We start from the raw sequence: 23,595 nt of genomic DNA on the forward strand, positions 1-23,595 counted from the left end.
GGATTTCAACCTTGCCAAAGGGTCATTGCCAGTGCGCGGTGACGTTGATTTGTCGGCCGCAAATGGTTGCATGCAAAAAGGTTTGCAGATCTTGGCAGACGGCGGCGTGTTGCCATCGTCTGATCTGTCGTTCTCTCAGGATACCACGTTGCAGATCGAAGACCTGATGGCGCAGTTCTGGTCTGGCGATATGTCGGCGGCGGATGCGCAAGAATCTTATGCGCAGCTGATCGAAGACGCCGACTAAGCGCTCGGACGATACGGCCCGGCGGTGTGCTGCCGGGCCAACCTTTGCACAGAATTTCCCTGATTTGGAGCCTACACGATGACCGTGGCCTCAGACCATTTGCCAAAACACGGCAAACGCCCCAATCGCTTATTCAAGAACGTGATGGCCAAACTGGCGTCGATCCCGATGATCTTGACGGCGCTTGTGGTGTTTGTGGGTGGCACCGGTTGGACGGTTGTCTATTCTTTTACCGGATCGCGCATGTTGCCGCGTGAACGTTGGGTCGGGTTTGATCAATACGAACGTCTTTGGGATTCTGATCGCTGGATCATTTCGATAAAGAACCTTGGGATTTATGGGTTTTTCTGCATGATCCTGACGCTGGTGCTTGGTTTTGCGCTGGCCGCTTGCTTGGATCGTAAAATCCGTTTTGAAAGCGCGTTTCGCACGATTTTTCTGTATCCGTTTGCCTTGTCGTTTGTGGTCACGGGCCTTGCGTGGCAGTGGATTTTGAACCCTGACTTTGGGGTGCAAAGTGTCGTGCGTGGCTGGGGCTTTGAAACCTTTGAATTCAACCCTTTGAATGACCCTGATACCGTGCTTTTGGGCTTGCTGATCGCGGGTCTGTGGCAAGGCACTGGCCTGATTATGTGTATCATGCTGGCCGGTTTGCGCGGGATTGACGAAGACATCTGGAAAGCTGCCCGCGTTGACGGGATTGGCACCATCAAAACCTATGTTGTTGTGATTATCCCGATGATGCGCCCGGTGTTTGTGACGGCCCTTGTGCTGATCGCCGCAAGCATTATCAAACTTTACGATCTGGTTGTGGCGATGACAGGGGGCGGGCCGGGGCTTGCCTCGGAAGTGCCTGCAAAATACGTGATCGAGTTTATGTTCCGCGCTCAGAATTTGGGGCAGGGGTTTGCGGCCTCGACCATGATGCTGTGCTCGGTTGTGATCATTCTGATCCCTTGGGCGTTCCTTGAATTCGGAGGGCGCAAACGTGGTTGATATCATCACTAACCCAGATGCCGGGCCGCGTGGGCCCAAACCGAAAAAAGCGTTCTCGCGCAATAATATTTTCCTTTATGGCACGCTCATCGTGGTTTCCATGTATTACCTGCTGCCGCTTTACGTAATGATTGTGACGTCGCTGAAAGGCATGCCCGAAATCAGATTGGGCAATGTGTTTGGCCCACCGATGGAGGTCACGTTTCAGCCGTGGGTCAAAGCATGGGCCGAGGCCTGCACAGGAATCAATTGCGACGGGCTGTCGCGTGGTTTTGGCAATTCGGTGCGCATCCTAATCCCGTCGATTATCCTGTCGATCTTGATTGCGTCGATCAACGGCTATGCGCTGTCGAACTGGAAGTTCAAAGGATCCGAAACCTTCTTTACCATCCTGATCATCGGTGCGTTCATTCCTTATCAAACGATGCTTTATCCCATCGTGATCCTGCTGCGCGAGATTGGTTTGATGGGGTCAATTGGCGGCTTGGTGTTGGTGCATACAGTGTTCGGCATGCCAATTCTGACGCTGCTGTTTCGCAACTACTTTGCGTCAATCCCCGAAGAATTATTCAAAGCCGCACGCGTGGACGGCGCTGGGTTCTGGCAAATCTATTTCCAGATCATGGTGCCCATGGCGCTGCCGATCTTTGTGGTGGCGATCATCCTGCAAGTCACTGGAATCTGGAATGATTTCCTATTTGGCGTGATCTATACCAAGCCAGCGACGTACCCCATGACGGTGCAGCTGAATAACATCGTGAATTCGGTGCAAGGCGTCAAAGAATACAACGTCAATATGGCGGCCACTTTGCTGACCGGTCTGGTCCCTCTCATCATCTATTTTGCCTCTGGCAAACTCTTTGTGCGCGGCATTGCTGCGGGCGCAGTCAAGGGCTGATTACTTATGACACACTCTGTCGAAATCAAAAATCTGGACCTGAGCTTTGGCGCGGTGAACGTGCTTAAGAACCTCAACCTTGATATTGCCGAGGGCGAATTTTTGGTGTTGCTGGGGTCATCGGGCTGCGGCAAATCCACCTTGCTGAATTGCATCGCCGGGCTTTTGGAAGTGTCCGACGGGCAGATTTTTATCAAGGGTCAGAATGTCACTTGGGCCGAACCGTCTGAACGCGGCATTGGCATGGTGTTTCAATCCTACGCGCTTTATCCGCAGATGACCGTGCGCGGAAATCTGTCGTTTGGGTTGAAAAACGCCAAGGTGCCCAAGGCTGAAATTGCCGAACGTGTGAACCGCGCCGCTGAAATTTTGCAAATCACCAATCTGCTTGATCGCAAACCCGGTGCTTTGTCAGGCGGGCAGCGTCAACGCGTCGCCATTGGGCGTGCTTTGGTGCGCGATGTGGATGTGTTTTTGTTTGATGAACCGCTGTCGAACTTGGATGCCAAGCTGCGCACGGATCTGCGGGTGGAACTGAAACGTCTGCACAAGCAGTTAAAAAACACCATGATCTACGTGACCCACGATCAGGTCGAGGCCATGACATTGGCCGACCGGATTTCGATCATGAAAGACGGCATGATCCAGCAATTGGATACCCCCGAAGTGATCTATGCCAAACCGTGCAACAAGTACGTGGCTGATTTTATCGGCTCACCCGCGATGAACTTGTTTACGGGGCAGCTGGCGGGATCGCAGTTTTCTTGTGACGGCTTTGCATTGGATGTTGCGGGTTATGAATTTGCCCAACCGACGCGCCCGGACGGTGCCGCATGGCTGGGTATTCGCCCTGAACACATCTTGACGGGCGAGGCGGCCAATGGGGCCACTTATACCGGCACGGCGGAAATCGACATTGTTGAACCCATGGGCTCAGACACTTTGGTTTGGGTCAACTTTGCAGGCCAATCCGTACGGGTGCGCACGGCCGGGCAATCAGGCCTTGAATCTGGTGACACGCTCACCATCGGCTTTGATGCCACGCGGCTGCATCTGTTTGATGTCGCTAGTGAAATACGCCTTTAACTTCGAAAGAAAATGACATGACTTTGGCTCTGCAACTTTATTCGATGCGCGAATGCGCTGACCAAATCGGCCTTTTGGCGCAATTGCCCGGCATGGGGATCACCCAAGTTGAAGGGTATGGCGGTGTCTATGGCGATGTGGCTGCCTATCGCTCGGCAATGGATGCCAACGGGGTGTCGATGCCGACCGCTCACATGGCGCTGGCGGATATCGAGGCTGATTTTGATGGCACTATGACCATCATCAAAACCCTTGGGGTAAAACAAGTATTTGCTCCATATCTTGAGGAAAAAGACCGCCCGACAACCTCCGCTGGCTATGTCGAATTGGCTGGTCGCCTGAATGCCGCCGCCAAGGCCTATGCCGCGCATGGCATTCCATTTGGCTGGCACAACCATGACTTTGAATTTGTGGCACTGGCTGATGGCAGCACGCCCATGGATATCCTGTTAGACAATGCGCCCGACATCACGTGGGAGGCCGATCTGGCGTGGATCGTGCGCGGCGGGCGTGACCCGGCAGAGTATATCGAACGCTATGGCAACCGTCTGAGTGTTGTTCACGTCAAAGACATTGCCACCGCTGGCACCAACGAGCACGAGGACGGATGGGCTGATCTTGGGGCAGGGACCATGGATTGGGCTGCCCTGTTGCAAGCCTGCCGCAGCCAGTCTGCGAACCTGATCTATGCGCTGGAACACGACAAGCCCAGCGATCCTGTCGCCTATGCCCGCCATTCGGCTGCTGCGTTCAAAACCCTGTGGGAGAACACGCATGACTAAAGATTTGGGCGTTGGCATCATTGGGTGTGGCAATATCTCGGCAGCGTATTTGCAGCTGGCACCGATGTTCAAAGGCTACGACATCGTGGCAGTGGCCGACATCAACATGGACAACGCGAGTTCACGCGCATCAGAATTTAATGTACGCGCCGAAACGGTTGAGGGATTGCTGGCCGCGACGGACGTTGATCTTGTTATCAACCTCACCATTCCTGCGGCCCATGTCGAGGTGTCGCGCGCCATTCTGAACGCGGGCAAGCACGTCTATTCTGAAAAACCGTTTGTGCTAAGCTTGTCTGAGGCGCAAGAACTTGGCGATCTTGCGCGCTCCAAAGGGCTGCGCATCGGGTCTGCACCGGACACGTTTATGGGCGGCAGCCACCAGCTTGCGCGCGCACTGATCGATGCGGGCACCATTGGGGACGTCATGTCAGGCACCGCCGTGGTGATGGGCAGCGGCATGGAAGACTGGCACCCGAACCCCGATTTCTTTTTCCAAAAGGGCGGGGGGCCGATCCTTGATTTGGGCCCCTATTACATTTGTAATCTGGTGCAGATGCTTGGCCCCGTGTCTAAGGTCACCAGTTTCACCGGTATGGCACGCAAAGAACGCACCATCGCCAATGGTCCGCGCAATGGCGAAACCGTGCCGGTTGAAACGCCTACAACGATCCATTCGGTTCTGGCCTTTGAAAGTGGCGCGATCATCACGTTGCTGGCCAGTTGGGATGTGTGGGCCAACGATCACCCGATCATGGAACTTTACGGCACCGAAGGCACCATGAACGTGCCGGACCCCAACTTTTTTGGCGGAGAACTGACCGTCACGGATCGCGGTAGCGCGGCGGTCGAAAAGTCATGGGATCACCCATTCAACGTCCCAAACTTCGAAGAGGTCAAAGCCAACTATCGAGGCGCCGGCCTGTCCGATATGGCACTGTCGATCACCGCAGGGCGCGCGCATCGCTGTAATGACGCCTTCGCGACCCATGTGGTGGAAGTCATGACGGCCATTCTTGAGGCGGGCGAAACTGGGACAGTCATGAATATGAAGACCACCTGCTCGCGACCCGAAGTGCTTGATCCAGATCAAGCGCGCGATCTACTGGTCTGATATAAAAAGAAAGTTGTACACATGTCGTCTTCTATCAAAGGTCCCGCGCTGTTTCTTGCCCAATTCCTAAGCGATGAGGCCCCGTTTAACTCGCTGCCTACAATCGTGAAATGGGCGGCGGATTTGGGGTATAAAGGCGTGCAAATCCCAACATGGGACGCGCGGGTTTTTGATCTAGAAAAAGCGGCCAGCAGCCAGACCTATTGCGACGAGATCGTAGGCATCTGCGCTGAACACGGCGTTGCGATCACTGAACTGTCTTGCCATTTGCAAGGGCAGCTGGTGGCGGTGCATCCGGCCTATGACACGTCTTTTGACGGCTTTGCGCCCGCGCACGTGCATGGCAACCCTGCGGCACGTCAAGAATGGGCGGTGGATCAGGTGACCAAAGTGGCGAAGGCCTCAAAGAACCTTGGATTGACGGGCGCCGTTGGTTTTACCGGGTCTTTGGCGTTTCCCTATCTCTATCCATGGCCGCAGCGTCCGGCGGGCATGATTGACGAAGCATTCACAGAACTGGCCCGCCGTTGGAAGCCGATCTTGGATGTGTTTGACGAAAACGGTGTGGATATGGGTTTTGAAATCCACCCCGGAGAAGACGTGTTTGACGGCACCACCTTTGATCGATTTCTTACTGCTCTCGACAACCACTCACGGTGCACGATTACCTATGATCCCTCGCATTTTTTATTGCAACAGATGGATTATTTAGGCTTCATCGACGTCTATCACGACCGCATCAGCGCCTTTCACGTCAAGGATGCTGAATTTAATCCAACGGCCAAACAGGGGGTATATTCCGGCTATTCCGATTGGACAGACCGCGCAGCACGTTTCCGATCGCTTGGGGACGGGCAGGTTGATTTCAAAGGTATTTTTTCACGCCTGACCCAATATGGGTTTGACGGCTGGGCAGTGCTGGAATGGGAATGCTGCCTGAAACACCCTGAACAGGGCGCGGCCGAAGGGGCACCTTTCATCGCCGATCATCTGATCCGCCGAACCGAGACGGCCTTTGACGATTTTGCAGGCGGCGCGTCAGATCCGGCGGCGTTACGCAAGATGATGGGGTTTTAAGAAAACGCTGCGGTTTATTGAAAGGCTATGACAAGCGGGTATTTTTAGCCGATAGGTTTGATTGCTGGCCGTAAGCGAAAGGGTGCTTGTTTGCGGCAAGTTTGTATGCTGCTGGAAGGCGAATGGTGCCATTGAATCTAGATTAACCGATGCTGCAAGGTGAACGAAAATGAGCTTTGGCCAATCGAGTGTATCGAGTTAACGGTCGTTTACTTGATACACTTTAGGTAAAATTCGCCAAATACCAAACGTTCTGATAGGTAGGAACCATGAGAGCAATTAGATATTTAGCTTACTTCCTTTTTACCATTCTCGCCATGAAGGCAGGTGTTGCTGCTATGGGAGACAATCGCGGGTTCTTGCGTGATATTTTGCTGCTTGGTGTGCTTTTTTTAGCCGTTCCAATATCAAAAGCTATTGAAAATGAGTATTTTAGGAGGTCAGGTAAATAAACCTTATAGCTTATGGGCTTATTTCAGCGGCTTTCTAAAATTACATAATTTCGCCTATGTGATGTTGACCACACCCAAAAGCCGTCGTTGGCGCAACTGCAACGAATGGCGGCTTTGCCCGACACATCAATCACCAATGCCGTGTGCCATCGTCAACAGTCGTCTTTGATTGGAGCGGGTAACGAGAATCGAACTCGTAACTAAAGCTTGGGAAGCTGCCGTGATACCTTTTCACCATACCCGCCGCTGTCCCGTGAGATAGGGGCGAGGGCGCGTGGCGTCAAGCGGGTTTGCGTGCGCTATAGAGATTGATGCACGCCGGAATGCGCAGCCCTTGGGCCGTGTCATTGGCGGCAAATTGTGCGGCGATTGCGGCCTCAAGGTTGGCGCGATCCTGTGCGGTGGCATCGTGATGCTGCAATGCCGATTGCGCCGGGCCAATGTCGCAACACAAGCGCGCAAGAGTTGCCGCATCGCCCGCCGGGGTCAGCGCAAGATCGACGCTTTGCACTGCGACATCGGTCAAACCCGCGTCGCGCAGCATTGGCAGAATGCGGTCTGCGTCCTCAAATGCAAACGGGCCGGGCAGGGTGCGATCAACCGGCGGCAACGGCCCAAGCATCGTTTTGGCCACTGCCGCTGGTGTCATAAAAAATGGGTTCTTCGGCGCGGGCCCCCATGCGGCCATCGTCAGGCGCGCGCCTTTGCAAAGTCCGCGCGCCATGTTCGCAAAGGCGGCGGTCGTGTCGGAAAAGAACATAACGCCAAAGCGCGAAATTAGCGCGTCAAACTGTTCTAAATCAAAGGGATAAGTCTGGGCATCATTGTTTGCAAACGACACATTTGTTCTATTTGAAAAGGTACGTTCAGCTTGGCCCAGCATAGTTTGTGCGATGTCGATGCCCGTCACGTGACCCGACGCCCCAACACGATCTGCTGCTTGCGCGACGCTGGTGCCAGTTCCGCACCCGACGTCCAGTACACGCATGCCCGCTGTCAGATCGGCGCTGTCCAAGACCAAGTCCAAGACCGGTTGAAACAGGGCGTCCAGTTGACTTTGTCGTGCGATCCATGACGGGCCGGCCCGGTCGCTCCAAAATTCTTGCTGGTCTGTGTTGCTCATGGAATCCCGCGATCTAGAATGGTGGTGACACTTCCGCTTGGGCAGCAGCGAGAGTCGCCGTCCCGGTATTGATATTGGATCAAGAACGCGCCTTGTGGGTGGCTTTGAACCTCTTTGATCCCATTGCCGGGCAAGATAAACGTGTCACCCAAAATGGGCCCCAAGGGCGAGGGCGTCGCAATGCGGAATTCCAGAAACGTCGCATTTCCACCTGATGCATTGGCGTAACTGGTTTGCACCAGTAAATCCATTGGCGCTTGGCGATCCCAATCAAGCGGCCAAGTGACCACGCGGTCCACGATCAGGCCGGGCTGGTATAGTGCCGCGACAAGGGCTGGGTCACCTTGCGATTGCGAGATGATAGATTGCGCAGAGACCGCACTTGCGCAGATGGCAAAAAGAGAGGCGAGGAACCTCATCCGCGCCGCCTTCTGCGCCGCCCGCCTTTTTCGTCGCCGCCTGTGTTAAAGCTAACCTGCGGCAAGGTGACGATAGAATTCAAAATCGGAAACGGTTCGACCGCATTCGGAATGGCCGAGGCGTTTACAAAATGTTCTTGGAAACGCGGCTCAATCGCGGTTTCGATCTTGTGGATGCGGCGCACGGTTTCTTCGATCTCGCCGCGCGCGTCGCGGTTCAGCAATGCAATGCGCGCGCCCGTGCCAGCCGCATTGCCAGCAGAGGTGACCTTGTCCAACGGAGCATCTGGGATCATACCCAGCACCATGGCATGTTTGGGCGAGATATGCGCGCCAAACGCGCCGGCCAGCACCACGCGGTCAACACTTTCGACGCCGAACTTGTCCATCAGCAGACGGGCACCAGAATAAAGCGCGGCCTTGGCCATTTGGATCGCGCGGATATCGGGGTTGGTGATCGTAATTAGCGGCCCGCCATGTTCGGTGCCATCATGCAGGATATAGGAATGCGTCCGCCCGTCCAAAATGCAACGGTCTGTTCCGGTTTGCACAGCACTTCCGATCAAGCCGGATGGGTCAAGCAGGCCGGCCATGCGCATTTCTGCGATGGCTTCGATAATACCGGAACCACAGATACCTGTAATGCCTGATCCGGCAGCCGCCTCGGCAAAACCGTCTTCGTCAGACCATGCGTCAACGCCGATAATGCGGAAACGCGGTTCTTTGGTGGTTGGGTCGATTTCGACCCGCTCAATCGCACCCGGCGCGGCGCGTTGACCCGCTGTAATTTGCGCGCCTTCAAAGGCGGGGCCCGTGGGCGATGAACAGGCCAGTACTTTTTCGCGGTTGCCCAACAGGATTTCGGCATTGGTGCCCACATCGACAACCAACACGAGGTCTTCGGACTTGTCGGGCGCTTCGGACAGCGCCACGGCGGCGGCATCGGCACCCACGTGGCCCGCGATGCACGGCAACAGATAGACCCGCGCCGACGGGTGGATGCCCAGTTGCAGATCGTCTGCGCGCAGGCGCATCGCATTAGAGGTCGCCAGCGCAAAAGGCGCTTGCCCCAATTCGAACGGGTCTATGCCCAGAAACAGATGATGCATGACTGGGTTACAGACAAACACCGCATCCACGATCAACTGCTTGTCGATCTGTCCTTCAGAGGCAACTTGGGTGATCAACGCATTCATGCCTTCGCGCACCGCTTGGGTCATTTCTTGTGCGCCGCCGGTATTCATCATGCCATAGCTGACGCGGCTCATCAGATCTTCGCCAAAGCGGATCTGAGGATTCATGATGCCCGAAGACGCCACAACCTCGCCCGAAATTAGATCGCACAAGTGACCAGCAATGGTGGTCGACCCCAGATCGACGGCGATGCCATAAACGGTCCCGTCGTAATAACCCGGCCAGATGTGCATAATGCGCGGCGGGTTTTCTTCGTCTCCGAGGTGGACGGCGACGGTGACTTTCCATTCGCCCTTGCGCAGGACGGGCTGCATCACATGCAGGATGTGCAGATCTGCGTGAATATTTGTGATGCCCCATTCGGCTTCGATCGCGCGCGCGAGGCGCTCAAGATCGCCTGAAGGCTCGTGCATGTCCGGTTCTTGAACCTCGACATAACACAGTTTGGTTGAAGGGTTCACAGTGATGTCGCGTGCCTCGGCGCGCTTGCGCACGACTTGCTTGTGGACCTGACTTTCAGGGGGCACGTCAATGACCACATCGCCTTGCACGGTGGCCTGACAGCCTAAACGACGCCCCTCAATTAGACCGCGCTTTGATTTGTAACGTTCCTCGACACTATTCCATTCGGACAAAGCGTCAGGCGCGACGGATACACCGTGCTTGGCAAAGTCTCCCAAGCCGGGCGTGATTTGGCACTTGGAACAAATGCCGCGCCCACCGCAGACAGAATCAAGGTCCACACCAAGCTGGCGCGCAGCCGTTAGGATCGGCGTGCCTGTGGGGAAATGCCCGCGCTTGCCAGACGGGGTAAAGACGACAAGGGGATCGGTGCTCATTTGGACCTCGGATTTGTTGGTTGGAGGCAACATAGGGCGCAGACAAAAAAGGGAAAGCCGTCATGCGACAAAGAGCAACGCGAGCGCGTCAATTTTGATCGATGCGAGAGTGGAAAGCGACCCTTCGGGGAGAGTTTATTTAGCAAGATGAAGCAGGGGGGCCGATCCATCTTCATCTTGCAAGAAAAACTCCGGGGGGCCGAAGGCGGGGGCTGGCCCCCTCGGCACCTACTAATCACACACCACGTGCATGGAAAATGAACCCCAGCAGGTTCATCAATATTTGCGCTGCAAGAATGGCGGTGCTGCCGGTCTGATCGTAATCCGGCGCGACCTCGACCAGATCGACGCCGACAATGTCGTGCCGTTTGGCCGCTATCTGCAGTATTTCGAGTACGTCGTAATACAAAAAACCGCCATGGCTGGGTGTGCCCGTTCCAGGTGCGATGGAGGGGCAGAAGGCGTCGATGTCGATGGTGATATAGACGCGCGCACCTTTAGGAATGTGGTCGACCACGGCCTGCGGTCCCATGTCGCGGGCTTGGCGCACGGATATGATGTCCGACCCCATGGCGCGGGCATCTTCATAGCCTTCGCGCGCGGTTGAACTGACGTTTCTGATACCCACTTGGGTCAAGCCAGTCACATTGTCCTGCTCTGCCGCGCGTCGCATCGGGTTGCCGTGGCCGTGGCGCACGCCGTGTCGCTCATCCACAAAGTCGAGATGCGCGTCAATTTGCAAAATATGGATGTCGCCTTGACCATCAAAGGCGCGAATGCAGGGGATGTTGATCGAATGATCGCCGCCGATGGTGACGGGCAGTGCGCCCGCGCTCAAGGCGGCGCGTACGCCAGTTTCGATATTGCGGTGCGAGCCAATCGTGTCCGTGTGGATAATATCGGCATCCCCCATATCCACGATGCGCACGGTGTTTGGCAGGTAGGTCGCGTCGTCTTCGTGATCATAGGCGCCGCCGTGGCCAAAACTGAACAAGGTTGACGCCTCGCGCACTGCCCTTGGACCGAAACGTGCGCCTGATCGCCACTGTGTTCCGGCATCAAAGGGCGCGCCAAGGATCGCGACGTCGGCATCGAGTACCTTCCAATCGTCAACATAGGGGCGTTTGCCGAAGGTCGAAATCCCCACAAAAGGCAAGTTCAATCGGCCGGAATCGTAGGTGTTGCTCATGTGTCGTGGCCCCATCGCATTTGTGTCAAAACACTCGCAGTCGTGGCGCGGCGTTGCAAGTCCAACGGTTTGTCCCAAGATCGGCCAAATTGCCCCTTTTCATCCCAAAAGGGTCATGACATACGAAATCGTCAAACGAACCCTCCCAAGGAGACCCCCATGGAGATTCGCGAGGCGCTTACTTTTGATGATGTTTTGCTTGTTCCAGCCGCGTCCAACGTGCTGCCAAGTACAGCCGACACCCGCACGCATGTGACGCGGTCGATCGCGCTGAATATTCCACTTCTTAGTTCTGCTATGGATACTGTGACCGAAGCGCGGATGGCCATCGCCATGGCGCAGGCGGGTGGCATGGGGGTTGTACATCGCAATCTTGATCTGCTGGCCCAGGCCGAAGAAGTGCGCAGGGTCAAACGGTTCGAATCCGGCATTGTGTATAACCCGATCACGTTGCGGCCCGATCAGACACTTGCTGACGCTAAGGCCTTGCAAGACCATTACCGGGTTACCGGGTTTCCCGTCGTTGATGATCAGGGCCGCGTTGTCGGCATCGTCACCAATCGCGATATGCGTTTTGCCACCGATGATGACACGCCGGTGTCAGTGATGATGAGCACGGAAAACTTGGCCATTTTGACCGAACCTGCGGATCGCGACGAGGCGATTAGCCTTATGAAAGCGCGCCGGATCGAAAAACTGTTGGTGACCGACGGAAAGGGCAAGCTGACGGGCTTGCTGACCCTGAAAGACACCGAACAAGCCGTGCTTAACCCAACGGCCTGCAAGGACGGCTTGGGCCGATTGCGGGTGGCTGCAGCGTCAACCGTTGGCGATGCCGGTTTTGAGCGCTGCGAAGCACTTGTAGACGCCGGCGTCGATATGATCGTGATTGATACGGCTCATGGGCACTCCGAAGGGGTGGCGGCGGCTGTACGTCGCGCCAAATCGCTGTCCAACGAGGTTCAAATCGTGGCAGGCAACGTCGCGACCGGAGATGCGACACGTGCCTTGATCGATGCGGGTGCTGATTCAATCAAAGTGGGCATCGGCCCCGGTTCCATTTGCACGACGCGCATGGTTGCCGGTGTTGGTGTGCCGCAACTGACGGCCGTTATGGACTGCGCAGCTGCGGCGGGTGACGTGCCTGTGATCGCAGATGGTGGCATCAAGTTCTCGGGTGACTTTGTCAAAGCAATCGCTGCGGGCGCAAGCTGCGCGATGGTTGGGTCCATGATTGCAGGAACAGATGAATCCCCCGGTGAGGTTATTCTTTATCAAGGACGTAGCTTCAAAAGCTACCGCGGTATGGGCAGTCTTGGCGCCATGGCGCGCGGTTCTGCGGATCGGTATTTTCAAGCGGACGCAGCCAGCGACAAGTTGGTTCCCGAGGGGATTGAAGGGCAAGTGCCTTACAAAGGTTCCGCCGGGGCTGTCGTGCACCAAATGGTTGGCGGTTTGCGCGCGGCTATGGGGTATACCGGCTGTGCGACCGTGGATGAGATGCGCAAGAACTGTTCGTTCGTCAAGATTACGGGCGCTGGCCTAAAGGAAAGCCATGTGCATGACGTGCAGATCACACGCGAGTCTCCAAATTACAGAATTGGGTGATAGATTAGTATGTTGCGCTTCGTATTTAAAGTGATGTTCGCACAATGACACCTGGCGCCCGCGTTGCGGCGGCTATCGAGATCTTGGATAGCATCAACGATGGTCAACCGGCCGAAGCCGCCTTGACCCGTTGGGCGCGTGGCAGTCGGTTTGCGGGTTCTGGCGATCGTGCGGCAGTGCGGGACTTTGTGTATGACGCCTTGCGCCATTGGCGCAGTGACGCGGTGCGAGGCGGTGGCACGTCTGGCCGCACGCGCATGATTGGTCGTTTGCGCGGCGCTGATCTGGAGAGTGAAACGTTTTTTAACGGTGTCGGCCATGCGCCTGAACCGTTGAGCGAACAAGAAACATCGGCGGGCCAAACCCCTGAAACGATAGGTGATCTTTGGAACCTACCGGATTGGTTGGTCGAGACATTCAAATCCGGCCTTGGTGACGCCGCTGAAACGACGGCGCTGGCTTTGACCCAGCGTGCGCCTGTGACCTTGCGCGTGAACACGACCCGGACAGATCGCGACGCGGTTCAGGCCCAATTGCGCAGCGAAGGCGTCGAAACCGTGCCAAACCCGCGTGCGCCAACAGCTTTGACCGTCACCGAAGGCCCCCGGAGATTGCGCAATGCCTCCAGCTATTTGACCGGTTTGGTTGAGATGCAGGATGCATCTAGCCAAGCAGCGATTCTTGGCATTTCGGGCACGGGGCGTGCTTTGGATTATTGCGCCGGCGGTGGTGGAAAATCACTGGCATTGGCGGCCCTTGGTTGGGCCGTAACGGCGCACGACATCGATGAAGGTCGGATGCGTGATTTGCCGGTGCGTGCCACGCGTGGTGGGCATGATATTAAGCAATGTTCGCCGGACAATGTTGGCACCGCAGGGCTGTTTGATCTGGTGCTGTGCGATGCACCTTGTTCGGGCGCGGGCACTTGGCGGCGCGCCCCCGAGGCGAAATGGGCTTTGACCCCGGATCGGCTTGACGCATTGATTACGTTGCAGGCCGATGTTTTGGATGCGGCCATCAAACATGTCGAACCCGGTGGCCAGCTTATCTATGCCACGTGTTCGGTCTTGCCGCGCGAAAACATGGGGCAGGTCAATGCGTTTTTGACGCGCCACGATGGATGGCGACTTGTGCGCAGCGAAAGCTGGTCGGTCGATGCATCCGGTGATGGTTTCTTTGTTGCCGTGCTCTCGAAAACCTGAGTTGCCGCGCGTCACAACTTTAAGTTTAGATAAAATCGTTTGGGTTGTGCTAGGGTGGTAACGACCTAGGTGTAATTTTGCGTCGATTAAGGGCCGGTTAACCGTTCTTGCTGCAAAACAAGCGGAACGAATCGACAGGTATGAGGTGGCCGGTGACTGACAGCGCGCTTTCCCAAAGTAGGCTAACGTGGCTTTTACAAAACGGTGCGCGCCGTGCTCAGGGCGTATTGGCAGCGGCGGTTTTATTTGGCGTGATGGCTGCACTTGCACCAGAACCTTTGATTCAGTTGTGCTTGAGCGCAGTGGCTTTGGCCTTGATGGGGCTTGGGTTCGCCGTGACTTTGTCGACGCGTAAAATGCGATCTACTCAAGATCATGCAATGGCCGCGATCACCAGTTTCATTGAAAGGGATGTCTCGTCCAGTTTCGTTTGTACCGGGGATGGCGAAATCGTGTGTGCAAACGCCACCGCCCGCAAGGCGTTTGGAACCTGTGCAGGCGAAACGCTCGCGGGCACGTTGCGTAACACATTTGCCAATCCAGGCGGCATTATTTTCCGCCTAAAGGCCACTTCTGAAATGGAAAACGGCGCCGCGCGCGAAGATATTGTAACGCGAAAGGGCTATATGCGCCTCGCTGTTCATGCGCTGAATCCCGAACATTTTTTGTGGCGGTTGGAAGCAATTTCAGACACACGGCAGTCGCGCGGGTCTGATGGGCCGGGGTTGCCGATGGTGATGGTCGGTCGCACTGGTGCTGTGCTTTACATGAATGAAGGCGCGCGTTCACTGATCGGCACACGGTCAAAATCCTTGGACGCTATATTTGACGTCCTTCCTGTGCGGTCGGGCGAGATGAATTTTGTCACGACCTCGGATGGCAAAACACAGGTGCTGGCCAGCAAAGTGGACGCAGGGGCAGGGCGCTCGGCTATCTATTTATTGCCCCCTCCAAGCGACGCCGAAACCACTGGACCATCCAAACCAACATGGTCGTCGTTTCAAGATTTGCCAGTGCCTCTGATCCGGTTTTCGTCACAGGGCGAGGTGCGAAGCTTTAACCGAAAGGGGGCGGATCTTGTTGGCCCAGGGTTGGTTGAGGGGGTGCATATCTCGACGTTGATGGAAGGCCTTGGTCGTCCAATTGCGGACTGGATCGGAGAAACTATATCTGGGCGTGCGGTGCAGCAATCTGAATTCCTACGCCTGAAACGCACCGATAAAGAAATGTTTGTTCAGGTCGCGCTGAACCGTATGGGTGACCAGGATGAAACGTCTATTGTGGCAGTTTTAGCGGATGCGACAGAGTTGAAAACACTAGAAGCGCAGTTTGTCCAAAGCCAAAAAATGCAGGCAATTGGACAACTGGCAGGTGGTGTTGCGCATGATTTCAACAACTTGCTGACAGCGATTTCAGGACACTGCGATCTATTGTTGCTGCGTCATGATCAAGGTGACACGGATTATAGCGATCTCATGCAAATCAACCAAAATGCGAATCGAGCTGCGGCGCTTGTTGGCCAACTGCTCGCCTTTTCGCGCAAACAGATGTTACGTCCAGAGCAATTAGATTTGCGCGATACGATGGCTGACCTCACACATTTGTTGAACCGACTTGTCGGCGAAAAAGTTCGATTAAACCTATCTCATGACCCGGTGCTTAAACCGATCCGTGCCGATAAACGCCAGTTGGAGCAGGTCTTAATGAACCTTGTTGTCAATGCGCGAGATGCGATGCCCGATGGTGGCGAAATTCAAATCGAAACCGAATGTATCACCCTGGGTGATCCGTTGGAACGAGACAGGGTGAGTGTGCCTGTCGGAGATTATGTGTGTCTGCGGGTCATGGATGCCGGTGTGGGGATTCCGGCAGATAAGTTACAAAAGGTGTTTGAACCATTTTACACCACCAAGCGCACTGGTGAAGGGACAGGGCTCGGTTTGTCGACCGCATACGGCATTGTCAAACAAACTGGAGGCTTCATCTTTGTAGACAGCACATTGGGCCGTGGGACGTGTTTTTCCATCATGTTCCCTGTATTGGAATGCGCATCGCCCACACCTAAGAGAGTCCAGAAGGTGGAAACAAACGTTGAGCCTAAACATGGGGAAGGCGTCATTTTATTGGTCGAAGATGAAGCGCCGGTTCGGGCATTTGCGAGCCGGGCGCTGCGGTTAAGAGGCTACACCGTGCTTGAAGCTGATTCCGCAGAGGCAGCGTTGAAGACGTTAGAAGATGACGACCTAAGCGTGGATTTGTTCGTAACGGACGTCGTGATGCCGGGCAAAGACGGTCCAAGTTGGGTCCGCGAAGCGTTGAAAGAACGTCCAGAAGTGCGCGTCGTGTTTGTGTCAGGTTACGCCGAAGATCGGTTGAACGATCAACAGGAGAGCATTCCAAATTCAGTGTTTCTTCCCAAGCCGTTTTCTCTCAATGATTTAGCTGAAACCGTACATAATCAGCTGCATTAGAGCGACGTTATCATGAGGCTGGACTTGGAAAATCAATCATCAGAGATACTGTCATAAAGGTCAAACTCCTCTTTGAATTTGCGCCGGAACCGTTCCTCAACATCTGATGACAATGAAACGGGCACGCTAGGCGAGACATTTTCCCGTTCCAATTCAAAACTGACGCCCAAACGCTCTGTTAAAAAGCGTTGTATGCGCAGTTGATCTTCGTACCGAAAGAGATGAGAGACACTCGTTCCGTTCGGTTGGCCTTCAAGAAATTTGAACTGGCTTCCGACATCCGCAAAACTTGGTTTCTTCCCCTTCATATACGCAAGAACAAACTCGTCAAAACTAATGTCGTGAGTTGCATTCGCTTTACCCAGCATGAAATGCCTTTGGCGATAGCGCCACCAACTTCCCAGCCAACTGATAGGCTCACGCATCACGGCCATTATTTCAAGTTCGGTGTCACATACCTTTAAGAACATCGGGCGTACGAAACGATTATAGCGATAAACCGGTGCATGTTTTAGCATGGTTGGTTCCGAAATTACCAAATCTGCATGATCGCGCAGCGCTGCCTCATAGGCTGTTGTTCCGGTCTTTGGCACCGATAGAAAAGCAAGCTTTGCTTTGTAAAACACCAACATCTGACACGCCTCATCCATTTATTCGCCCAAGCGGCTTATGCGTAAACTACTCTTTAACGACTGTTGGCAAAAGATGGGTTCGTAGAAATTTATTGAAATGTTCTCCTTTTGATCGCATAAGGAACGCAAGGGGAACAAAAAGCAGATACACCAGCGATTGCTGCTCCTCAACGGGTATGACACAAAGGATCGAAACTCATGGCAACGGCAGACCTTTTGACAATGACAGATAAAAAAACAGCAGATAAACAAAAGGCGCTGGACAGTGCGCTGGCCCAAATCGAACGTCAGTTTGGTAAGGGATCGATCATGAAACTGGGCGACAAGGGCGCCGTCATGGACATCACGGCCAGTTCGACCGGTTCACTTGGTTTGGACATTGCTCTTGGCATTGGTGGTCTGCCTATGGGTCGTATTTGTGAGATCTATGGTCCTGAATCTTCGGGTAAAACTACGCTAACACTGCACTGTATTGCTGAGCAACAAAAGGCAGGGGGTGTGTGTGCGTTTGTAGATGCTGAACATGCGCTTGACCCACAATACGCGCGAAAGCTTGGCGTTAACCTTGACGAGTTGCTCATTTCACAGCCCGACACAGGCGAGCAGGCGTTGGAAATTACCGATACCCTCGTGCGTTCTGGGGCCGTAAATATGGTTGTTGTCGATTCGGTCGCTGCCTTGACGCCAAAATCCGAACTCGAAGGTGACATGGGCGACAGTAGCGTTGGCGTTCAAGCCCGTTTGATGAGCCAAGCGATGCGCAAATTGACAGGCTCGATCAGTCGCACAAACTGTATGGTGATTTTCATCAACCAGATTCGGATGAAAATTGGTGTGATGTTTGGTAGCCCTGAAACCACATCCGGTGGGAATGCGCTGAAATTCTATTCCTCGGTGCGTCTTGATATTCGCCGGATTGGGGCTTTGAAGGATCGTGACGAAATTGTTGGCAACGCGACCCGTGTAAAAGTTGTTAAAAACAAAGTTGCGCCGCCCTTTAAACAGGTGGAATTCGACATCATGTATGGTGAAGGCATTTCAAAAATGGGTGAGCTTCTAGACCTTGGTGTGAAGGCAGGCGTGGTCGACAAATCGGGATCGTGGTTCAGTTATGGCGACGAACGGATTGGGCAGGGGCGCGAAAATGCCAAGACCTTCCTGAAGGAAAATACACGCATGTCCCTTGAAATCGAAGACAAAATTCGTGCCGCACATGGTCTGGATTTCGATTTACCTGAGCATGAAAAAATCGCCAACGATGACGATATTTTGGAACCATGATCACGTGCCACTAGGGTCCGTTTGACCACCTCTGCATGTGGGTTCAGTTCGAATTTTTTATAACGGGGTGCCGCGATTGCGGCCCCCCGTTTCGTTTATGGACAGTACGCGCCTGCAACGTTATGTCAGTGTGATCCTTAATTCGCCCGGAAATAAAGCCATGCAATCGCTCAACGACATTCGATCGACTTTCCTGAATTACTTTGAAAAACAAGGGCATGCGATCGTTCCGTCTAGCCCGCTTGTGCCACGCAACGATCCTACTTTGATGTTTGTCAATTCAGGGATGGTTCAGTTTAAAAACCTGTTCACCGGGCTGGAAAAGCGTGACTACCAACGCGCAACAAGTTCCCAAAAATGTGTGCGCGCTGGCGGCAAACATAACGACTTGGATAATGTCGGCTATACGGCACGTCACCACACGTTTTTTGAAATGCTCGGGAACTTTAGCTTTGGTGATTATTTCAAAACCGAAGCGATCCCTTTCGCATGGAATCTGATCACACAAGAATTTGGCATCCCCAAAGACCGCCTGACCGTCACTGTTTATCACACAGATGACGAAGCCTATAACATCTGGAAAAAACTGGGTGTTCCGGAAGAACGTATTATCCGCATCGCCACCTCTGACAACTTTTGGCAGATGGGCCCGACGGGTCCGTGCGGCCCCTGTACTGAAATTTTCTATGATCATGGTGACCACATTTGGGGCGGTCCTCCCGGCAGCCCCGAGGAAGACGGCGACAGGTTTATCGAAATCTGGAATATCGTTTTCATGCAAAACGAACAGTTCGAAGATGGGTCGATGATTGATCTGTCTATGCAATCGATCGACACGGGCATGGGTTTGGAACGCATTGGCGCGCTTTTGCAAGGCAGTCACGATAACTATGATACCGACCTTTTCAAATCGCTGATTGAGGCGTCGGCGGATGCGACCAACGTCGATCCATACGGCGATCAGAATGTACACCATCGGGTGATTGCGGACCATTTGCGGTCGACCTCTTTTCTCATTGCTGATGGGGTGATGCCTTCCAATGATGGCCGTGGTTATGTGCTGCGCCGGATCATGCGCCGCGCCATGCGTCACGCGCATTTGCTTGGCGCCAAAGACCCGGTGATGCATCGCCTTGTGCCTGCCCTTGTTCGCCAAATGGGCGCGGCCTATCCGGAACTTGGCCAAGCCCAAGCGCTGATCACTGAGACGTTGGAAGCCGAAGAAACGCGCTTTAAGCAAACGCTGGACCGGGGTTTGAAATTGCTCGAGGACGAAGTGAGCAATTTGGCTGACGGCGTCGATTTGCCCGGTGATGCTGCCTTTAAGCTGTATGACACTTTCGGCTTTCCTCTAGATTTGACGCAAGATGCATTGCGAGAGCAGGGACGCGGGGTAGATACCGACGGTTTTGACGCTGCTATGGCCGAACAAAAAGCCAAGGCGCGCGCCGCTTGGTCCGGTTCTGGCGAAGCTGCCGATGCCACCGTGTGGTTCGATGTGGCCGAAGCATCAGGGCCGACGGATTTCTTGGGCTACGATACGGAAACGGCCGAGGGGCAGATTGTGGGTTTGGTTGTCGAGGGCGCTTTGGCTGACAAGGTCAGCGAAGGCACTGAAGTGCACATCGCTCTCAACCAATCGCCATTCTACGCCGAAAGCGGCGGGCAGGTCGGTGATAAAGGCGTCATTCGAACCGAAAATGGCACAGCCGAGGTGACGGATACGCGCAAGACTGCTGGTGTATTCATCCACATAGCAAAGATTACAAAAGGCAGTCTTTCCAATGGGGAAGCCGCCGTTCTTGAAGTTAACCACGCGCGCCGCAGCGCTATCCGCGCCAATCACTCGGCGACGCACTTGCTGCACGAAGCATTGCGCGATGCCTTGGGCGATCATGTGGCACAGCGCGGTTCGCTAAACGCGCCGGACCGGTTGCGGTTCGACTTTAGCCATGGAAAAGCGCTCAGCCTGACGGACATTGCGCAGGTTGAAACCGATGTGAACGCTTATATCCGCCAAAACGGCGCTGTTGAAACGCGTATCATGACACCTGACGACGCACGTGCCCTTGGCGCTCAGGCCTTGTTTGGTGAAAAATATGGTGACGAAGTGCGCGTCGTGTCGATGGGGCGTGCAACTGGTTCGGGCAAAGGCGCGGGCGGCGATACCTATTCTTTGGAACTTTGTGGTGGCACCCATGTGCGTCAAACCGGGGATATCGGCGCGTTCGTGGTTTTGGGCGACAGCGCGTCAAGTGCAGGCGTGCGCAGAATAGAGGCGCTCACGGGCCAGGCCGCGATGGACTATCTGCGCGCGCAGGAGGTCCTGTTGAACCAAGTTGCGAATGATCTCAAAACTCAAAGCCAAGACGTTCCTGCCCGCGTGAAAACCTTATTGGACGAACGCAAAGCGTTGACCAACGAAGTGGCGCAATTGCGTCGCGAACTCGCGATGTCCGGTGGCGGGCAGGCCGCTCCTGAGGCTGAAATCGTCAACGGTACTGCCTTTCTGGCGCAAGTATTGAATGGGGTCACGGGAAAAGACCTTCCTTCCCTAATCGATGAACATAAACAACGCCTTGGCAGCGGTGCCATTCTTTTGATCGCCGAAAGCGATGGTAAGGTTGCCGTGGCCGCCGGGGTTAGCGATGATAAATCATCAGCCATCAGTGCCGTCGATTTGGTCAAAGCAGCCGTCGCTGAACTTGGCGGTAAAGGTGGCGGAGGCCGACCTGATTTGGCGCAGGGCGGCGCAAAAGACATTAGCAATGCAGACGGCGCCATTACGGCCGCCAAAGCAGTTTTGGGAGGATAAGATGCCAGCACTTTGGATCGCACACGTTACAGTAACCGACGAAGAGGCCTACAAAAAATACGCTGTTGGCGCGACAGCGGCAATCGCTGAACATGGCGGTGAATTCATCGCGCGCGGCGGGCGTTATGTGCAGCTCGAAGGTAAAGATCGCCCGCGCAATGTGGTCGCTAAGTTTCCAGACGTCGAAACGGCGGAAAAATGCTACCATTCAGCGACCTATCAAGCGGCCCTTGAATATGCGCGAGGCGCGTCTGAGCGCGAACTGATGATTGTCGAAACGACCGACTAAACCCATCTTTGGGTCTTAAATACCTCGGGGGTCTGGGGGCTGGCCCCCAGTGCCGACCGTATCAACCAGCTTTAGACATCCGCTTACGCTCATGCGGGTCCAAATAGCGCTTGCGCAAACGGATCGCATTGGGCGTCACTTCGACCAATTCATCATCGTCGATATAGGCAATCGCCTCTTCCAGTGACAATGTGATCGGCGTGGTCAGTCGGACAGCTTCGTCCGTGCCGCTTGCGCGCACGTTGGTCAGCTTTTTACCCTTCAGCGGGTTCACTTCCAGATCGTTGTTGCGGCTGTGCTCGCCAATGATCATGCCAGTGTAAACGTCGGCTTGTGCACCGATAAACATGCGGCCGCGCTCTTCGAGGTTCCATAGGGCAAAGGCGACAGACTGACCATTTTCCATGGAAATCAATACACCTGCACGGCGTCCGGGAATGGCACCCTTGTGCGGTGCCCAAGCGTGGAACACTCGGTTCAAAACGCCTGTACCGCGCGTGTCGGTCAGGAACTCGCCATGATACCCGATCAGGCCACGTGATGGCACATGCGCGACGATGCGCGTTTTACCCGCACCCGCTGGTTTCATCTCGACCAACTCACCTTTACGCACGCCCGTGATCTTTTCGATCACCGCGCCGGAATATTCGTCGTCCACGTCGATTGTGGCTTCTTCAATCGGTTCATGGCGCACGCCATCGATGTCTTGAAACAGCACCTGAGGGCGCGAAATCGACAGCTCAAATCCTTCGCGGCGCATGTTTTCGATCAACACGCCCATCTGCAATTCGCCACGTCCCGCGACTTCAAAGGCGTCGCCGCCGGGCGTGTCAGAAATTTTGATCGCGACGTTGGATTCGGCTTCCTTCAACAAACGGTCGCGGATCACCCGCGATTGCACTTTTTTGCCGTCACGGCCGGCCAGAGGTGAATCGTTGATGCCAAAAGTTACCGTAATAGTCGGCGGATCAATGGGCTGCGCAGGGATGGCATCGACCACAGCTTGGTCCGCCAATGTGTCAGCCACGGTGGCTTTGTTCATGCCTGCGATGGATACGATGTCGCCAGCTTCGGCCACGTCGATGGCGGTTTGATCCAGGCCACGAAAGGCAAGGATCTTGGTGCAGCGGAAATTTTCGATCAGCGTGCCGTCGCGCGACATCGCTTTGATCGTCTGACCCGCTTTCAACGTACCACTTTCAACGCGGCCCGTCAGCAGACGGCCAAGGAACGGATCACCGCCAAGGGTGGTCGCCAACATGGTAAACGGCTTGTCGGTTTCAGTAACCTGCGCCGGGGCAGGGACGTGATCAAGGATCAGGTCAAACAGCGCATCGAGACCATTGCGTTTGCCATCCAATTCGTGATCCGCCCAGCCTGAACGCCCAGAGGCATACATGGTTGGGAAATCCAGTTGCTCGTCCGTTGCATCCAAGTTTGCAAACAAATCAAAGCACTCGTCCAGCGCACGATCAGGTTCGCCATCGGGCTTGTCGACTTTGTTCACCACAACGATAGGGCGCAGGCCCAGCTTCAACGCTTTGGAGGTCACAAATTTTGTCTGTGGCATCGGCCCTTCGGCGGCATCAACCAGCAAGACAACCCCGTCGACCATGGACAGGATGCGTTCGACCTCACCCCCGAAATCGGCGTGGCCAGGGGTGTCGACGATGTTGATGCGCGTGCCCTTCCATTCCACAGATGTGGGCTTGGCAAAGATGGTGATGCCGCGCTCTCGCTCAAGGTCGTTGCTGTCCATCGCCCGTTCGGTCGTGGCTTGGTTTTCGCGGTAGGTGCCCGACTGTTTCAGCAGCTCGTCCACCAGCGTGGTTTTGCCGTGGTCAACGTGAGCGATGATAGCGATGTTGCGCAGATCCATTT

General features: G+C 54.8%; 19 protein-coding genes, 1 tRNA gene and 1 pseudogene. 14 read left to right on the top strand and 7 right to left on the bottom strand.

Features of this window, described 5'->3' with window-relative positions:
* The 8 genes and pseudogenes from ABJF76_RS00610 to ABJF76_RS00645 form a co-directional block, all read left to right on the top strand.
* Positions 1-247, top strand: a pseudogene (locus ABJF76_RS00610) (carbohydrate ABC transporter substrate-binding protein); the annotation flags it as partial.
* A 78-nt stretch (positions 248-325) separates the two neighbouring features.
* Positions 326-1,243: a carbohydrate ABC transporter permease gene (locus ABJF76_RS00615; RefSeq protein WP_413821524.1), complete on the top strand. Its 918-nt coding sequence runs from the start codon at positions 326-328 to the stop codon at positions 1,241-1,243.
* On the top strand, positions 1,236-2,141 hold the full coding sequence (locus tag ABJF76_RS00620) for a carbohydrate ABC transporter permease (protein WP_413821525.1): 906 nt from the start codon (positions 1,236-1,238) through the stop codon (positions 2,139-2,141). The genes ABJF76_RS00615 and ABJF76_RS00620 overlap by 8 nt, the downstream gene beginning before the upstream one ends.
* A 6-nt stretch (positions 2,142-2,147) precedes the next feature.
* Positions 2,148-3,227, top strand: a complete 1,080-nt coding sequence (locus tag ABJF76_RS00625; RefSeq protein ID WP_413821526.1) for an ABC transporter ATP-binding protein — start codon at positions 2,148-2,150, stop codon at positions 3,225-3,227.
* A gap of 17 nt (positions 3,228-3,244) precedes the next feature.
* Complete coding sequence (locus ABJF76_RS00630; RefSeq protein ID WP_413821527.1) at positions 3,245-4,009, top strand: sugar phosphate isomerase/epimerase family protein; 765 nt, start codon at positions 3,245-3,247, stop codon at positions 4,007-4,009.
* Positions 4,002-5,123 (top strand): Gfo/Idh/MocA family protein, encoded by a 1,122-nt coding sequence (locus ABJF76_RS00635; protein ID WP_413821528.1) that lies wholly within the window; start codon positions 4,002-4,004, stop codon positions 5,121-5,123. Before ABJF76_RS00630 ends, ABJF76_RS00635 begins: the two co-directional genes overlap by 8 nt.
* Positions 5,124-5,144: 21 nt before the next feature.
* A complete protein-coding gene (locus ABJF76_RS00640) occupies positions 5,145-6,200 on the top strand; it encodes a sugar phosphate isomerase/epimerase family protein (protein ID WP_413821529.1) in 1,056 nt (351 codons plus the stop codon).
* A 269-nt stretch (positions 6,201-6,469) separates the two neighbouring features.
* Positions 6,470-6,652: a hypothetical protein gene (locus ABJF76_RS00645; protein ID WP_413821530.1), complete on the top strand. Its 183-nt coding sequence runs from the start codon at positions 6,470-6,472 to the stop codon at positions 6,650-6,652.
* A 170-nt stretch (positions 6,653-6,822) separates the two neighbouring features.
* On the opposite strand, the gene ABJF76_RS00650 is transcribed toward ABJF76_RS00645, so the two are convergent.
* The 5 genes from ABJF76_RS00650 to speB all read right to left on the bottom strand — a co-directional run bounded on the left by ABJF76_RS00650 (position 6,823) and on the right by speB (position 11,416).
* Positions 6,823-6,896, bottom strand: a tRNA-Gly gene (locus tag ABJF76_RS00650).
* A 36-nt stretch (positions 6,897-6,932) separates the two neighbouring features.
* Positions 6,933-7,775, bottom strand: a complete 843-nt coding sequence (locus tag ABJF76_RS00655; protein ID WP_413821531.1) for a class I SAM-dependent methyltransferase — start codon at positions 7,773-7,775, stop codon at positions 6,933-6,935.
* The gene (locus ABJF76_RS00660) at positions 7,772-8,194 is read right to left on the bottom strand and encodes a hypothetical protein (RefSeq protein WP_413821532.1); all 423 of its coding nucleotides are present in this window, start codon (positions 8,192-8,194) and stop codon (positions 7,772-7,774) included. The genes ABJF76_RS00655 and ABJF76_RS00660 overlap by 4 nt, the downstream gene beginning before the upstream one ends.
* Positions 8,191-10,227 (bottom strand): ASKHA domain-containing protein, encoded by a 2,037-nt coding sequence (locus ABJF76_RS00665; RefSeq protein WP_413821533.1) that lies wholly within the window; start codon positions 10,225-10,227, stop codon positions 8,191-8,193. The genes ABJF76_RS00660 and ABJF76_RS00665 overlap by 4 nt, the downstream gene beginning before the upstream one ends.
* A 235-nt stretch (positions 10,228-10,462) precedes the next feature.
* Entirely contained in the window at positions 10,463-11,416 is a 954-nt protein-coding gene (gene speB / locus ABJF76_RS00670) for an agmatinase (protein ID WP_413821534.1), read from the bottom strand.
* Between the two features lie 159 nt (positions 11,417-11,575).
* Here speB and guaB point away from each other — a divergent pair, with 159 nt between their 5' ends.
* The 3 genes from guaB (at position 11,576) to ABJF76_RS00685 (ending at position 16,697) form a co-directional block, all read left to right on the top strand.
* Entirely contained in the window at positions 11,576-13,024 is a 1,449-nt protein-coding gene (gene guaB, locus ABJF76_RS00675; RefSeq protein ID WP_413821535.1) for an IMP dehydrogenase, read from the top strand.
* Between the two features lie 44 nt (positions 13,025-13,068).
* Positions 13,069-14,226, top strand: a complete 1,158-nt coding sequence (locus tag ABJF76_RS00680; RefSeq protein ID WP_413821536.1) for an RsmB/NOP family class I SAM-dependent RNA methyltransferase — start codon at positions 13,069-13,071, stop codon at positions 14,224-14,226.
* Positions 14,227-14,480: 254 nt separating this feature from the next.
* Positions 14,481-16,697: an ATP-binding protein gene (locus ABJF76_RS00685; protein ID WP_413821606.1), complete on the top strand. Its 2,217-nt coding sequence runs from the start codon at positions 14,481-14,483 to the stop codon at positions 16,695-16,697.
* A gap of 32 nt (positions 16,698-16,729) precedes the next feature.
* Here ABJF76_RS00685 and ABJF76_RS00690 read toward each other — a convergent pair whose 3' ends face one another.
* A complete protein-coding gene (locus ABJF76_RS00690) occupies positions 16,730-17,329 on the bottom strand; it encodes a gamma-glutamyl kinase (protein ID WP_413821607.1) in 600 nt (199 codons plus the stop codon).
* A 198-nt stretch (positions 17,330-17,527) separates the two neighbouring features.
* Here ABJF76_RS00690 and recA point away from each other — a divergent pair, with 198 nt between their 5' ends.
* The 3 genes from recA to ABJF76_RS00705 all read left to right on the top strand — a co-directional run bounded on the left by recA (position 17,528) and on the right by ABJF76_RS00705 (position 21,714).
* Complete coding sequence (gene recA, locus ABJF76_RS00695) at positions 17,528-18,610, top strand: recombinase RecA (RefSeq protein ID WP_413821537.1); 1,083 nt, start codon at positions 17,528-17,530, stop codon at positions 18,608-18,610.
* Positions 18,611-18,770: 160 nt separating this feature from the next.
* Positions 18,771-21,425 (top strand): alanine--tRNA ligase, encoded by a 2,655-nt coding sequence (alaS, locus tag ABJF76_RS00700; protein ID WP_413821538.1) that lies wholly within the window; start codon positions 18,771-18,773, stop codon positions 21,423-21,425.
* 1 nt (position 21,426) lies between these two features.
* On the top strand, positions 21,427-21,714 hold the full coding sequence (locus ABJF76_RS00705; RefSeq protein ID WP_413821539.1) for a DUF1330 domain-containing protein: 288 nt from the start codon (positions 21,427-21,429) through the stop codon (positions 21,712-21,714).
* 61 nt (positions 21,715-21,775) lie between these two features.
* Here ABJF76_RS00705 and typA read toward each other — a convergent pair whose 3' ends face one another.
* Positions 21,776-23,593, bottom strand: coding sequence for a translational GTPase TypA (gene typA / locus ABJF76_RS00710; RefSeq protein WP_413821540.1), 1,818 nt, complete (start codon positions 23,591-23,593; stop codon positions 21,776-21,778).
* Positions 23,594-23,595 lie beyond the last annotated feature (2 nt).

The organism is Tateyamaria sp., from assembly GCF_039940735.1.
Taxonomy (GTDB): Bacteria; Pseudomonadota; Alphaproteobacteria; order Rhodobacterales; family Rhodobacteraceae; genus Tateyamaria.

Excerpts from the sequence above, each read along its gene's own strand:
- ABJF76_RS00615 (WP_413821524.1), top strand. The coding sequence starts at position 326 with ATGACCGTGGCCTCAGACCATTTGCCAAAACACGGCAAACGCCCCAAT.
- ABJF76_RS00625 (WP_413821526.1), top strand. The coding sequence starts at position 2,148 with ATGACACACTCTGTCGAAATCAAAAATCTGGACCTGAGCTTTGGCGCG.
- ABJF76_RS00630 (WP_413821527.1), top strand. The coding sequence starts at position 3,245 with ATGACTTTGGCTCTGCAACTTTATTCGATGCGCGAATGCGCTGACCAA.
- ABJF76_RS00635 (WP_413821528.1), top strand. The coding sequence starts at position 4,002 with ATGACTAAAGATTTGGGCGTTGGCATCATTGGGTGTGGCAATATCTCG.
- ABJF76_RS00640 (WP_413821529.1), top strand. The coding sequence starts at position 5,145 with ATGTCGTCTTCTATCAAAGGTCCCGCGCTGTTTCTTGCCCAATTCCTA.
- ABJF76_RS00645 (WP_413821530.1), top strand. The coding sequence starts at position 6,470 with ATGAGAGCAATTAGATATTTAGCTTACTTCCTTTTTACCATTCTCGCC.
- ABJF76_RS00655 (WP_413821531.1), bottom strand. The coding sequence starts at position 7,775 with ATGAGCAACACAGACCAGCAAGAATTTTGGAGCGACCGGGCCGGCCCG.
- ABJF76_RS00660 (WP_413821532.1), bottom strand. The coding sequence starts at position 8,194 with ATGAGGTTCCTCGCCTCTCTTTTTGCCATCTGCGCAAGTGCGGTCTCT.
- ABJF76_RS00665 (WP_413821533.1), bottom strand. The coding sequence starts at position 10,227 with ATGAGCACCGATCCCCTTGTCGTCTTTACCCCGTCTGGCAAGCGCGGG.
- speB (WP_413821534.1), bottom strand. The coding sequence starts at position 11,416 with ATGAGCAACACCTACGATTCCGGCCGATTGAACTTGCCTTTTGTGGGG.
- guaB (WP_413821535.1), top strand. The coding sequence starts at position 11,576 with ATGGAGATTCGCGAGGCGCTTACTTTTGATGATGTTTTGCTTGTTCCA.
- ABJF76_RS00680 (WP_413821536.1), top strand. The coding sequence starts at position 13,069 with ATGACACCTGGCGCCCGCGTTGCGGCGGCTATCGAGATCTTGGATAGC.
- ABJF76_RS00685 (WP_413821606.1), top strand. The coding sequence starts at position 14,481 with ATGGCTGCACTTGCACCAGAACCTTTGATTCAGTTGTGCTTGAGCGCA.
- ABJF76_RS00690 (WP_413821607.1), bottom strand. The coding sequence starts at position 17,329 with ATGTTGGTGTTTTACAAAGCAAAGCTTGCTTTTCTATCGGTGCCAAAG.
- recA (WP_413821537.1), top strand. The coding sequence starts at position 17,528 with ATGGCAACGGCAGACCTTTTGACAATGACAGATAAAAAAACAGCAGAT.
- alaS (WP_413821538.1), top strand. The coding sequence starts at position 18,771 with ATGCAATCGCTCAACGACATTCGATCGACTTTCCTGAATTACTTTGAA.
- ABJF76_RS00705 (WP_413821539.1), top strand. The coding sequence starts at position 21,427 with ATGCCAGCACTTTGGATCGCACACGTTACAGTAACCGACGAAGAGGCC.
- typA (WP_413821540.1), bottom strand. The coding sequence starts at position 23,593 with ATGGATCTGCGCAACATCGCTATCATCGCTCACGTTGACCACGGCAAA.